Consider the following 12,295-nt stretch of genomic DNA (forward strand, 5'->3'; position numbering starts at 1 on the left):
ATCATGCCAACCCTTTTTCGAAGTCTCATGATCCGACCCCACTTCAGGGAAGTCCTATGTCGGCGGTACGCATCGGCCCATATACATTGCAGAACGGCCTGATTCTCGCCCCTATGGCGGGGGTCACCGACCAGCCCTTTCGTCAGCTGTGCAAGCGACTGGGTGCAGGATTGGTGGTTTCGGAAATGGTCACCAGCGACATGAGTTTGTGGAACACCCGCAAATCGCGTCTGCGCATGATCCACGAAGGTGATCCCGAGCCCCGCTCGGTACAGATCGCCGGTGGCGACGCACAGATGCTGGCGGAAGCGGCCCGGGCGAACGTCGAGCTGGGGGCGCAGATCATCGACATCAACATGGGTTGCCCGGCAAAAAAAGTCTGCAACAAGGCCGCAGGCTCGGCACTGTTGAAAGATGAAGCACTGGTCACCGAGATCCTGCAGGCGGTCGTCGCCGCGGTCGATGTGCCGGTGACCCTGAAGATCCGCACCGGGTGGGACCGGGAGAACAAGAATGGCCTGGTGGTGGCGAAGATCGCCGAACAGGCGGGCATCACGGCGCTGGCGGTCCACGGCCGCACCCGTGCCGACCTGTACACCGGCGACGCCGAGTACGACACCATCGCCGCGATCAAGCAGGCGGTGTCGATTCCGGTGTTTGCCAATGGCGACATCGATTCGCCCGAGAAGGCCCGGTACGTGCTCGACGCGACCGGTGCCGATGGCCTGTTGATCGGCCGGGCCGCCCAGGGGCGGCCATGGATTTTTCGTGAGATCGAACACTTCCTGCGCACGGGCGAAAAGCTCGCGGCGCCGCAGTTGTCCGAGGTGGAACGTATTCTGCTAGAGCATCTGGCCGCGCTACATGCCTTCTACGGAGAAGTCATGGGCGTACGCATCGCTCGCAAGCATGTGGGCTGGTATCTCGCAACCCTGCCGGGCGCCAGGGAGTTTCGCGCCCGTTTCAATCGTTTGGATGGTACGCAAGCACAATGCGCCGACGTTCAGGCGTTCTTCGCTGAGCGTTACAAGAGCCTGACAGGGGACGAAGGGGTGGCCGCATGACGATGATGACCGAGACTTTAGTGAGTGGAACAACACCCGTGAGCGACAACGTGAATTTGAAACAGCACCTCAATACGCCCAGCGAAGAAGGCCAGACCCTTCGCGGGAGTGTCGAGAAGGCGCTGCACAATTATTTCGCCCACCTTGAGGGCGCTGCCGTCACGGATGTGTACAACCTGGTGCTTTCCGAAGTCGAGGCGCCTCTGCTCGAAAGCGTGATGAACTACGTCAAGGGCAACCAGACCAAAGCCAGTGAGCTGCTGGGCCTGAACCGCGGCACCCTGCGCAAGAAACTCAAGCAGTACGATCTGCTGTAAGCATTCAATCAAACCAGAAAGGCGCCCGCGTAAAAAACGGTCGCCTTTTTTGCTGACTTCCCTTGCTTTTGATGGAAATTGAAATGACCGACCAGACCACCCGCCTGCCGATCCGCCGCGCCTTGATCAGCGTCTCCGACAAGACCGGGATCCTCGAATTCGCCCGCGAGCTGCAACAGCTGGGCGTCGAGATTCTCTCCACCGGCGGGACCTTCAAGCTGCTGCAGGACAACGGCGTCGCCGCAGTGGAAGTCGCGGACTACACCGGTTTTGCAGAAATGATGGACGGTCGGGTCAAGACCCTGCACCCGAAAATCCACGGCGGGATCCTGGGCCGTCGCGGCATCGACGACGCCATCATGAACGAACACGGCATCAAGCCGATCGACCTGGTAGCGGTCAACCTCTACCCGTTCGAAGCCACCATCAACAAGCCCGGCTGCGACCTGCCAACTGCCATCGAGAACATCGACATCGGCGGCCCGACCATGGTCCGCTCGGCGGCCAAGAACCACAAGGACGTGGCCATCGTGGTCAACGCCAGCGACTACGCCAGCGTGCTGGAAAACCTCAAGGCCGGCGGCCTGACCTACGCCCAGCGTTTCGACCTGATGCTCAAGGCCTTCGAACACACCGCCGCCTACGACGGCATGATCGCCAACTACATGGGCACCGTGAACCAGGCCGCTGAAACCCTGTCGACCGAAGGCCGCAGCGAATTCCCGCGCACCTTCAACACCCAGTTCGTCAAGGCCCAGGAAATGCGCTACGGCGAGAACCCGCACCAGAGCGCGGCGTTCTACGTGGAAGCCAAGCCTGCCGAAGTCGGCATTGCCACCGCCACCCAGTTGCAGGGCAAGGAACTGTCGTTCAACAACGTGGCCGACACCGACGCCGCGCTGGAATGCGTGAAGAGCTTCGTCAAGCCCGCCTGCGTGATCGTCAAGCACGCCAACCCGTGCGGCGTGGCGGTGAGCCCGGACGCCGAGGGCGGCATCCGCCAGGCCTACGAACTGGCCTACGCCACCGACACCGAATCGGCCTTCGGCGGCATCATCGCCTTCAACCGTGAGCTGGACGCCGCGACCGCCAAGGCCATCGTCGAGCGCCAGTTCGTCGAAGTGATCATCGCCCCTTCGGTCACTGAAGAAGCCCGCGCCATCGTTGCCGCCAAGGCCAACGTTCGCCTGCTGGCCTGCGGCCAATGGTCGGCCGACCGTGTGCCGGCCTGGGACTACAAGCGCGTCAATGGCGGCCTGCTGGTCCAGAGCCGCGACATTGGCATGATCGGCAGCGAAGACCTGAAAGTAGTGACCAAGCGCGCCCCGAGCGAGCAGGAAATCAACGACCTGATCTTCGCCTGGAAAGTCGCCAAGTACGTAAAATCCAACGCCATCGTCTACGCCAAGAACCGCCAGACCATCGGTGTCGGCGCCGGCCAGATGAGCCGCGTGAACTCGGCCCGCATCGCCGCCATCAAGGCTGAGCACGCCGGCTTGCAGGTACAAGGCGCGGTCATGGCCTCCGATGCGTTCTTCCCGTTCCGCGACGGCATCGACAACGCGGCCAAGGTCGGCATCACCGCCGTGATCCAGCCGGGTGGTTCGATGCGTGACAACGAAGTGATCGCCGCTGCTGATGAGGCAGGGATTGCGATGGTATTCACCGGCATGCGCCACTTCCGTCACTAATTTGCTTGATCGTACCCACGCTCTGCGTGGGCACGCAGCCCGGGACGCTCTGCGTCCCTGGACGCAGAGCGTCCGTAGAGGCATTCCCACGCAGAGCGTGGGAACGATCAGCCCCATCAGCGTCATCCGAGGTTTTTGAAATGAATGTTTTGATCATTGGCAGCGGTGGCCGCGAACACGCCCTGGCCTGGAAAGTGGCCCAGGATCCACGCGTGCAGAAGGTTTTCGTGGCACCGGGCAATGCCGGCACCGCCATCGAAGCCAAATGCGAAAACGTCGCCATCGACGTGCTGGCCCTGGAACAACTGGCCGACTTCGCCGAGAAGAACGTCTCGCTGACCATCGTCGGCCCAGAAGTGCCGCTGGTCGCCGGCGTGGTCGATCTGTTCCGCTCCCGTGGCCTGGACTGCTTCGGCCCGACCGCCGGTGCCGCGCAGTTGGAAGGCTCGAAAGCGTTCACCAAGGATTTCCTGGCGCGTCACAAGATCCCGACCGCCGACTACCAGAACTTCACCGAAATCGAACCGGCCCTGGCGTACCTGCGCGAGAAAGGCGCACCGATCGTTATCAAGGCCGACGGCCTGGCTGCCGGTAAAGGTGTGATCGTTGCCATGACCCTGGCCGAAGCCGAAGACGCCGTGCGCGACATGCTCGCCGGCAACGCCTTCGGTGACGCCGGTTCCCGCGTGGTGATCGAAGAGTTCCTCGACGGCGAGGAAGCCAGCTTCATCGTCATGGTCGATGGCAAGAACGTCCTGCCAATGGCCACCAGCCAGGACCACAAGCGTGTCGGCGACGGCGACAGCGGCCCGAACACCGGCGGCATGGGTGCCTACTCCCCGGCCCCGGTGGTGACCGCCCAAGTACACCAGCGCGTCATGGACCAGGTGATCTGGCCGACCGTGCGCGGCATGGCCGAGGAAGGGAACGTCTACACCGGTTTCCTCTATGCCGGCCTGATGATCGACAAGGCTGGTAACCCAAAAGTCATCGAATTCAACTGCCGTTTCGGCGATCCTGAGACCCAACCGGTGATGCTGCGCCTGCAATCGAGCCTGGTCCTGCTGGTCGAGGCCGCACTGGCCCAGGCACTGGACAAGGTCGAAGCCCAATGGGACCCGCGCCCAAGCGTCGGTGTCGTATTGGCGGCTGGCGGTTACCCCGGCGACTACGCCAAGGGTAGCGCGATCCAGGGCCTGGATGCCGCAGCCCGCCTGGAAGGCAAGGTCTTCCATGCAGGCACGGCGTTGAAGGACGGGCAAGTGGTCACCGCCGGCGGTCGCGTGCTTTGCGCCACCGCCATGGGCGCCAGTGTCGACGAAGCTCAGCAGCAGGCCTACAAGCTTGCCGCCGAGATCGACTGGGAAGGTTGCTTCTACCGCAAGGACATTGGCTACCGCGCCATTGCCCGCGAGCGTGGCGAAAATCTGGAATAACCCAGCCATTCAGCCAGGCAAGGGTCTTCGGCCCTTGCCTGACTGTTCCGGCGCCGCGCATAGTTATACTCTGGCATCAACCTACGAAGGGATTTCGCCGTGCGCTGGCTCAGGATTGCCATAGGCCTTACCGTCACCTTGCTGACGTTGCTCTGCATGCTCCCGGCCCAGGCCGCGCCAGGCAGTGGCTGGGCCGTATTGCTCGACGAACAGGGCGACCTGACGCTGAGCGACATCCGTTCTGCCCGCTACACCAATCAATTCAGCCCCATCGACCTGGACCGTCTCCAGGCCGCCGAGCCCGGCGGGGCATTGTGGTTGCGTTTCCGCCTGGCCCCCGACCGGCATGAACAGATCCTGCGCATCTTCGCGCCCGACCTGTCGCGCCTGAACCTCTACGTGCTGGACGGCGATACCCTGGTTGACCAGCAAGTCAGCGGCAATGCCACGCCGCACACCGAACCTGCGGTCCCCAGCAACGATTTGATGCTGCCCCTGCCACGCAGCGACAAATCGCTGGACGTCTACCTGCGGCTGTCCTCGCGCCATGAACTGCGCCCCTACATCACCTTGCAATCGGCAGTCGTGGCCGCGGCCGATCAGAACCAGACACTGATCTATGGGTTGCTGTTCGGCTGCATCGCCATGCTGGTGCTGCACAACCTTACCCGCTACGCCTACACCCGTTCACGCAGTTGCCTGTGGCTGGCAGCCTGTGAAGGACTGCTGATGCTCAGCCTGGCGCTGTTGCTGAATCTGGCCGGAGCCTGGCTGCCCGACTGGCCAGCCGTCCAGACGCCCGGAGCCTACCTGGCCTTGTTGCTGACGGCGCCCTGCGGCCTGATGTTCGCCTACCGTTTCTTCGCGCCCCTGGGGCCGCACCCGTTGAATCGGCTGCTGCTGGGGGACATCGTGCTCGTCATGCTGTGCAGCCTGTTGCTGTTGTTCGTCAATACGCTGCCGCTCAATATCATGACCTATGCCCTCGTGGCCCTGGCCGGCCTGAGCATGCTGCTCGTCAGCGCCTGGCACTGGCAAAAGGGCTACCGCCCAGCCCGGCTGTTCGTCGCGGCCATGGTGGTCTTCAACCTGGGCACGCTGATCATCCTTCCGGCACTGCAAGGGCTCACGGAGGTTCCTCCCCAGGGCTTGATCATCACCCTGCTGATCTTCATCTGCATCAGCGGCCTGTTGATGAGTGTCGCCCTGGGCGAGCGCCAGCGCTCGATCAACGAAAGCCGGTTCAGCATCAGCCGCGACCTGGCGGCGAGCAATGCCGAGATCAATGCCAAGGCCGAGTTCCTGGCCAAGATCAGCCACGAGATCCGCACCCCGATGAACGGCGTGCTGGGCATGACCGAACTGCTGCTGGGCACGCCGTTGTCGGTCAAGCAACGCGACTACGTGCAGACGATCCACAGCGCCGGCAATGAGCTGCTGACCCTGATCAACGAGATCCTCGACATCTCCCGGCTCGAATCCGGGCAGATCGAACTGGACGACGTGCAGTTCGACCTCAATGCACTGATCGAGGATTGCCTGAGTATCTTCCGCGCCAAGGCCGAACAGCAGAATGTCGAGCTGATCAGTTTCATCCAGCCCCAGGTGCCGCGAGTGATCAGCGGTGACCCGACGCGACTGCGCCAGGCGCTGCTGAGCCTGCTGGAAAACGCCCTGAAGAAAACCGACGAGGGCGAAGTGCTGATCGTCGTCGCCCTCGACGAGCGCAGCAATCAGCCGCGCCTGCGCATCGCCGTGCAGGACAGCGGGACGCCGATGGACGCCGAAGAGCGCGACACGCTGATGCACGCCGAGCTGCATAGCAAGAATTTCCTGTCGGCCACACGCCTGGGGGGCAACCTGGGCCTGGTCATCGCCCGTCAGTTGATCATCCTGATGCACGGGGAATTCGGTATCAAAAGCGGCAGCAACCAGGGCAGTACCTTGTGGCTGACCTTGCCGCTGGACCCGGATCGCCTCGAACATCCGACTGCCGACCTCGATGGCCCGCTGCAAGGGGCGCGGGTATTGATCGTCGACGACAACGACACCTGCCGCAAAGTACTGGTGCAACAGTGCAGCGCCTGGGGCCTGAACGTCAGTGCCGTGCCATCGGGCAAGGAAGCCCTGGCGCTGCTGCGCACCAAGGCGCACCTGCGCGATTATTTCGACGTGGTGTTGCTGGACCAGAACATGCCAGGCATGACCGGCATGCAACTGGCGGCCAAGATCAAGGAAGACCCGAGCCTGAACCACGACATCCTGTTGATCATGCTCACCGGTATCAGCAATGCACCGAGCAAGATCGTGGCACGCAACAGCGGGGTCAAGCGCATCCTCGCCAAACCGGTGGCCGGCTATACCCTCAAGACCACCCTGGCGGACGAGCTGAACCAGCGCAACCGGGGCCAGGCGACGAATGTACAGGTGAACGCCGGCCCTCCCCTCCCGGTGAAGGTGCCGAGCGATTTCCGCATCCTGGTGGCCGAGGACAACAGCATCTCCACCAAGGTCATCCGCGGCATGCTCGGCAAGCTCAACCTGCAACCCGACACCGCCAGCAACGGCGAAGAAGCCCTCAAGGCCATGAAGGAGCAGCGTTACGACCTGGTCCTGATGGACTGCGAAATGCCGATCCTCGACGGGTTTTCCGCCACCCAGCAATTGCGCGCCTGGGAAATGGGCAACCAGCGGACCCGCACTCCCGTGGTGGCGCTCACCGCCCACATCCTGGCCGAGCACAAGGAACGCGCCCGCCAAGCCGGGATGGACGGGCACATGGCCAAGCCGGTGGAGCTGTCGCAGCTACGCGAGCTGATCGAGCATTGGGTGGCCCAGCGTGACCAGCAGAACCAGACCGTCGCGCATTCGTCCGAGGGCGTCCGCTGACGCCCGGAGCCCTGTTCAACATTTCAACGCATGAATATTACGGGTCGTCTCGGCGATAACGGCGCGCAGGACTTTTTCCCGGAACATTGAGTAATGCAGCGTGTTGAACGTCACGACCGCCATTTCTTCATGGCTGGTTTGCACAACCTCCTCTATCGGCCAAAAAAGGAAGGTCGAGAGCGTTTTACGAATGCTGAATTGCTTGTGGTAAAGCGCGACCTCTATTCGCCCAGGCGATTTCGGCAGGCAGGGAACCACCTGGAAGAACGCCGAATCATGCTGCAGGCTTGCCCGTTCGAATGCCGCAAGGGCATTGGGGTGGCGCTTCAGGGCGCCAATCGAATCAGTCGCCGAGCGCGCAAAGCGTTCATCGAATGACTGGGAGATTTGCCGGGCAACACTCTCGGCCATTGACCCCTCGCCCGCCTGTCCAGGCCTGAGGGGACGCGCCGAATCCCACCCCAGGTACCTGAGCGTGTTCCTGTAGTAGTTGAACCAACTGCCCAACAAACCGTCCTGATAAGCCGACCGCGTTGCCAACTGGGCATACAGGTTGCTCAGACAGATGTCTTCGCGATCCTGGGGAGACAGCCCCTGGCCGAACGACACGAGGCTTGCCCCCACGACCGCAGCCGGCGCGGGATCGCTGCTGTGAAACAGGCGCTCGCCGGCCTGTAGGCGTTCGCTATTCATCGCGCGGCCCCCCGTTCAACGTCGTCAGAAATATCAAAGACATGCTTCGTTGGCTTATCACCCAGCTTCCGTACGATCGCACCGCGCAGGGGAGCGTAAAGCTCTTTCGATAAGTTGGCCTGAAAGCATCTGGACTGAAGATTACCGACCACATTGGCGACGGACAGGCACTGACCGAGGGGGTTGGAGATTGCCAGTTGCGTGGTCTCATAGCTCAGGGAAACGCTGCTCAGCAAGGGGGCTCGCCGGGCCAGAATCACTTGCAGGCAGACCCTGCCAACGGCTTCATCGGTCTCTGACGGTGGCACGGGCTCCTTGCGCTTGCAGGTCTGCTCGCGCAGTTGCTCGATGGCCGGCAGGGTACCGGGCAACTGCGCGACACGGTTCAACAGGCGAGTGACTTCATCGGCCACTGTAGGATCGACATACTCCCCCAGTCGACACCCTAGCCAGTGCGCCGCATTGAAGTTGGATTGCTCATCGAGGGTGAAGTTGTCCCATGCTGCAGTCTTTTGCAACCAACCGTTCTTCAAGACGTCACGGTACTCGTCATACCATATTTGTGCCTGGGTATAAGCCGGATACTTCTTGTTGGCGACCAACTGCGCGAACAATACCGAATCCAACACATCGCTTTTTTCCTGCCCGGCCATATCCGGAGACACTATCACGACAGCGCCAGCATTAATAAAAACCGAATAACCATCATTCATTGCAATCACCTAGTTATTTTTATGATTGGCGACTACGGTGTAGTCGCCAGGTGGATTCACAAGATCAGAGTTCGTATGCTTCGATTTTCTTCTGTGCTCGATCGCCGAGTCGTTCGATAATGGTCGCACGTGTACGGTTAATAACGGACGGCACCATGGTCATGTGGCTTTCACCGCGATACAAGTCGACCGAACTGCTGTCCCAATTAACGAACAAGACCTGGGTCTGGTTCGTGCGCTTGATGAAACGCACGGCTCCCAGTGCCATGATGACTTCGCCATGCGGCGTCTCATGGCAGGCGGCGACGCCAAACCCTCCCGCACCAGACTCCTGGATGTTCTGGTCAAACACCCGGAGCGGCCTGTCACGGGTTTGCAAGGCCGCGATGGCATCGCTGGCGACCTTGAGCATCAGCAGTGACGCCGGCCCGGGCACCGCGGCGGCCGTCACCGCCGACCCCAGGATCTTCAGCACCAGTTGGTCCATCTTGAAGCTCTTGCCCGAGGCGGCAACCGCGTCATAGTACTTCTGCAGGACCGTCCAGCCGCAATCCTGCATCACTTGCAGGAAAAGTTGATACCACTCCTTACCCTGCTCATCACGTGGGTAGCGCTTATTAGCCACTAACGAAGCAAACAGATAAGAGTGCTGGATATCCGCCTGGTTCTGTTCGGACATTCCCGAAACAAAAGCCAGGATACCGTCACCCACAATCGAAGCGCGATCCGGTTTTTCCGGATAGTCAGCCGTCTCGCCAGGACGCACAATAAAAGCACGCGTCGACAACTCAAACGCCTCCGGCTCAACATCATAAGCACTCAAGCGCTCCAGACGATCAGCCAGGGTTACAACAGAATCATATTTAACATTCATACTATTTCCTTATTTAATCAAGATCATCCTTGGATCCGAGAGTTGAACTTACGCAACCCACCTCATCACAACAAGCGCGCAACTGTAACCGTAAATAATCAAATTCAATGGCGTACAATCACCTGTAATGAAGTGGCATTTTCCTGGACTTGCATCTCGCCCTTGCCACGAGCCGACAGACATCCCGACGCCTGATAGACTCCACGTCAAATTCATTCGTCGCGAGCCTCAACCATGCTCCATGTGCTGTTCAGCGTTTACCTGAAGATGCTGGTGCTCTATAGCCCCTTCTTCGTGCTGTCGTGTTTTATCGGCCTGACTCGCGGCTATTCGCGCAAGGAACAACGCCGCCTGGCCTGGAAGGTTGCGACCGCGACGCTGGTCTCCAGCGTGTTGCTGTATTTGTTCGGGCGGGTGATTTTCAGCGTGTTCGGCATCACCGTGGACGCCTTCCGTATCGGCGCTGGCAGTGTGCTGTTCATTTCGGCCCTGGGCATGGCCCAGGGCAAGTCGGCCGTACAGACCGACAACGTGCAGCAGGACGTGACCATCGTCCCACTGACCATACCGTTGACCGTCGGCCCCGGCACCATCGGTGCCCTGCTCGTGATGGGCGTGAGCCAGCCGCACTGGGACGACAAACTCATGGCCATCATCAGCATCGCCCTGGCCAGTTTCACCGTCGGCGTGGTGCTTTACCTGTCCAGCCGCATCGAGCGGATCCTGGGTGACCAGGGCTTGCAGATCGTCAGCCGGCTGATGGGTTTGTTTGTCTGTGCGCTGGCGGCGCAGATCATCTTTACCGGCGTGAGAGGCTACCTGGTACCGTAGCCATCACGGCATGCTCAAGCGCACCTTGGGCTTGCGCCGGCTGAACCTCCTGCTCAGCACCTCCCGGCGATGTACGCCCAGATATTCCTCGATGTCCTGCCTGAACGCTTCATAACGCGCGGGGTTGAAGGTCACGAACGATTTCCCGCGGAAGATCTCCCGCGCCGAAGATTGCCAGTTCACGAAAACCACACCGCCGTTACTCGAAGTACCGGACTGTTTGATCGAGGCGGACGAGGCGATCAGGATTCCGTTGGCCAACTGCTCGCAAGGAATGACCGACAAACGCGCGCCTTCGGCCACCTTGACCTGGCTGTTGAACAGACGCATGGTCTCCTCATCCCGCTTCAAACCGTCAATCGTGGTGCTCACCACGGTACCCAGCACCGTCGCCGCCGGAACGCTGGCCTTCACGCCATCAATGATGCCCTTGACGATATCGCTGATCACGAAGTCCATGTCCACCCGCCGGGAACTCTCGGAGTAACGGGTGTAACCGTCATCGGCAACGAAACACCCGAGGTCTTGCAGGCATTGGATAAACGCGTCGTACCACGCCCGCGTATTTTTGCCGCCAGGAACTTCAAAGTTGGCCTCCATCATCGCCATGGTCATCAGGTTCTCCATGATCGCCATATTGTTGAGCGACATGTTGTTGCCATAGCCCACGAGCGCATCCCCCAACATGAGCGCATCCAGGTCCTTGTTCGGATTGTCATGCATCTGCACCACGGACCTGCGTACACGTCGACCCGCAGTGGCCAGCGCCTTACGCTTGTTGATACGTGCCTGGATCAACTCAACACTTTGCGCCACACTGGCTCCACTTTCGAACTGTTCCATAAAAACCTCCTTGGTTATATATAAGCCCGCTCCTGCGGACCGACTTCAATCTAATTTATTATTTTCAGGAACAACAACACTGACTGATTGCAGAATATTAACCGGCGCATGCCTTCAAATATCCAGACTCAATTCCACTGCCGACTTAATCAAGACCCACGTTCATCATTGCCCGCCCAACAAGCCAAACAACACACTTACTCTTGGCGAAAATATTATGAGCAATGAATTATTAACCGGATTGGTCACCGGCCCTAACCTGTTTTCGTATATCGGCGCACCCTCCCTGCAAGACCACGATGACATCGCCGATTGCAACAATATCGCTACCCGATCGGCCGACCTCGGCCATCATCGCTATGTAAATCCCAGGGGCTGGTTCGAAGAATATGCCCGCACCTTGAGTTTCCTCGGCTGGTCGCTGTATGGCGACTCCATCCATACACGCACACAACATCTCGTCTCGGGCTCCGTGGCGGATTTCCTGGTGCAGAGCGCCCACGCCATGAGGGATGCACAGCAGGCCAACGCAATGATCGATACTCTCGACACACTAAAAACCAATCACACGGCCATCCTGTCCTTTGACAACGAAACCCAGGAAGGCGAGACCTTTCAAGTCGTCCCGGCCCGCTACGACTCACAAGGCAACCTTCATATCGCCCTGTTCAAACTCGAACTGAGCGTCGAGGTAAAGAGGCGCAGCTTCCTGTTCTGGAACTGGGAAGAGCGTTCAGCCAGGATCGTTCAACGCAAAGCGTTCCTGAAATTGGACCGAAGCGAACTCGACAACAAAAGGACACTTATCAACAAAGTCCTGGATGAACACTTGATGAGACGTTTTACCTTGAGAAGGAACGTCTCGTGAAATATTGATACTTCCAGGCCTGGCGTGGCGCAACGTCTTTACGGAATGACGGCCAACCAAAAAAGAGTTGTCGGCT

Annotated in this window: 11 protein-coding genes; 7 read left to right on the forward strand and 4 right to left on the reverse strand. The window is 60.0% G+C overall.

The features are described from left to right. Positions 1-56 precede the first annotated feature (56 nt). The 5 genes from dusB to BLO97_RS18410 all read left to right on the forward strand — a co-directional run bounded on the left by dusB (position 57) and on the right by BLO97_RS18410 (position 7,397). Positions 57-1,064, forward strand: coding sequence for a tRNA dihydrouridine synthase DusB (gene dusB / locus BLO97_RS18390; RefSeq protein ID WP_092147068.1), 1,008 nt, complete (start codon positions 57-59; stop codon positions 1,062-1,064). Then, the gene (gene fis, locus BLO97_RS18395) at positions 1,061-1,381 is read left to right on the forward strand and encodes a DNA-binding transcriptional regulator Fis (RefSeq protein ID WP_003186237.1); all 321 of its coding nucleotides are present in this window, start codon (positions 1,061-1,063) and stop codon (positions 1,379-1,381) included. Before dusB ends, fis begins: the two co-directional genes overlap by 4 nt. 83 nt (positions 1,382-1,464) lie before the next feature. Continuing rightward, the gene (gene purH, locus BLO97_RS18400; protein WP_063323116.1) at positions 1,465-3,072 is read left to right on the forward strand and encodes a bifunctional phosphoribosylaminoimidazolecarboxamide formyltransferase/IMP cyclohydrolase; all 1,608 of its coding nucleotides are present in this window, start codon (positions 1,465-1,467) and stop codon (positions 3,070-3,072) included. Between the two features lie 140 nt (positions 3,073-3,212). Then, a complete protein-coding gene (gene purD / locus BLO97_RS18405) occupies positions 3,213-4,508 on the forward strand; it encodes a phosphoribosylamine--glycine ligase (RefSeq protein ID WP_063323117.1) in 1,296 nt (431 codons plus the stop codon). Between the two features lie 99 nt (positions 4,509-4,607). Further along, entirely contained in the window at positions 4,608-7,397 is a 2,790-nt protein-coding gene (locus tag BLO97_RS18410; protein ID WP_063323118.1) for a hybrid sensor histidine kinase/response regulator, read from the forward strand. 15 nt (positions 7,398-7,412) lie between these two features. On the opposite strand, the gene BLO97_RS18415 is transcribed toward BLO97_RS18410, so the two are convergent. The 3 genes from BLO97_RS18415 to BLO97_RS18425 form a co-directional block, all read right to left on the reverse strand. Beyond that, a complete protein-coding gene (locus tag BLO97_RS18415; protein ID WP_092347233.1) occupies positions 7,413-8,090 on the reverse strand; it encodes a hypothetical protein in 678 nt (225 codons plus the stop codon). Next, complete coding sequence (locus BLO97_RS18420; protein WP_092147064.1) at positions 8,087-8,803, reverse strand: hypothetical protein; 717 nt, start codon at positions 8,801-8,803, stop codon at positions 8,087-8,089. The genes BLO97_RS18415 and BLO97_RS18420 overlap by 4 nt, the downstream gene beginning before the upstream one ends. Positions 8,804-8,867: 64 nt before the next feature. Further along, entirely contained in the window at positions 8,868-9,677 is an 810-nt protein-coding gene (locus BLO97_RS18425; protein WP_092147062.1) for a hypothetical protein, read from the reverse strand. A 234-nt stretch (positions 9,678-9,911) separates the two neighbouring features. Between BLO97_RS18425 and BLO97_RS18430 the strand changes: the two genes are divergently transcribed. Next, positions 9,912-10,508 (forward strand): MarC family protein, encoded by a 597-nt coding sequence (locus BLO97_RS18430; RefSeq protein WP_014336378.1) that lies wholly within the window; start codon positions 9,912-9,914, stop codon positions 10,506-10,508. Between the two features lie 3 nt (positions 10,509-10,511). Here the strand turns inward: BLO97_RS18430 and BLO97_RS18435 are convergent, their stop codons facing one another. After that, positions 10,512-11,351 carry a hypothetical protein gene (locus BLO97_RS18435; RefSeq protein WP_063323122.1) on the reverse strand — a complete coding sequence of 280 codons (840 nt, stop codon included), beginning with the start codon at positions 11,349-11,351 and terminating at the stop codon, positions 10,512-10,514. A 217-nt stretch (positions 11,352-11,568) separates the two neighbouring features. On the opposite strand from BLO97_RS18435, the gene BLO97_RS18440 reads away from it, so the two are divergent. Beyond that, entirely contained in the window at positions 11,569-12,219 is a 651-nt protein-coding gene (locus tag BLO97_RS18440) for a hypothetical protein (RefSeq protein ID WP_092347236.1), read from the forward strand. The last annotated feature ends 76 nt before the right edge of the window (positions 12,220-12,295 follow it).

This window comes from Pseudomonas sp. NFACC05-1 (genome assembly GCF_900100135.1).
Taxonomy (GTDB): domain Bacteria; phylum Pseudomonadota; class Gammaproteobacteria; order Pseudomonadales; family Pseudomonadaceae; genus Aquipseudomonas; species Aquipseudomonas fluorescens_Q.

What these genes read in the sequence shown, in the direction of transcription:
- BLO97_RS18440 (WP_092347236.1), top strand. Translation starts at nt 11,569, where the DNA reads ATGAGCAATGAATTATTAACCGGATTGGTCACCGGCCCTAACCTGTTT.
- dusB (WP_092147068.1), top strand. Translation starts at nt 57, where the DNA reads ATGTCGGCGGTACGCATCGGCCCATATACATTGCAGAACGGCCTGATT.
- BLO97_RS18425 (WP_092147062.1), bottom strand. Translation starts at nt 9,677, where the DNA reads ATGAATGTTAAATATGATTCTGTTGTAACCCTGGCTGATCGTCTGGAG.
- purH (WP_063323116.1), top strand. Translation starts at nt 1,465, where the DNA reads ATGACCGACCAGACCACCCGCCTGCCGATCCGCCGCGCCTTGATCAGC.
- BLO97_RS18430 (WP_014336378.1), top strand. Translation starts at nt 9,912, where the DNA reads ATGCTCCATGTGCTGTTCAGCGTTTACCTGAAGATGCTGGTGCTCTAT.
- BLO97_RS18420 (WP_092147064.1), bottom strand. Translation starts at nt 8,803, where the DNA reads ATGAATGATGGTTATTCGGTTTTTATTAATGCTGGCGCTGTCGTGATA.
- purD (WP_063323117.1), top strand. Translation starts at nt 3,213, where the DNA reads ATGAATGTTTTGATCATTGGCAGCGGTGGCCGCGAACACGCCCTGGCC.
- BLO97_RS18435 (WP_063323122.1), bottom strand. Translation starts at nt 11,351, where the DNA reads ATGGAACAGTTCGAAAGTGGAGCCAGTGTGGCGCAAAGTGTTGAGTTG.
- BLO97_RS18415 (WP_092347233.1), bottom strand. Translation starts at nt 8,090, where the DNA reads ATGAATAGCGAACGCCTACAGGCCGGCGAGCGCCTGTTTCACAGCAGC.
- fis (WP_003186237.1), top strand. Translation starts at nt 1,061, where the DNA reads ATGACGATGATGACCGAGACTTTAGTGAGTGGAACAACACCCGTGAGC.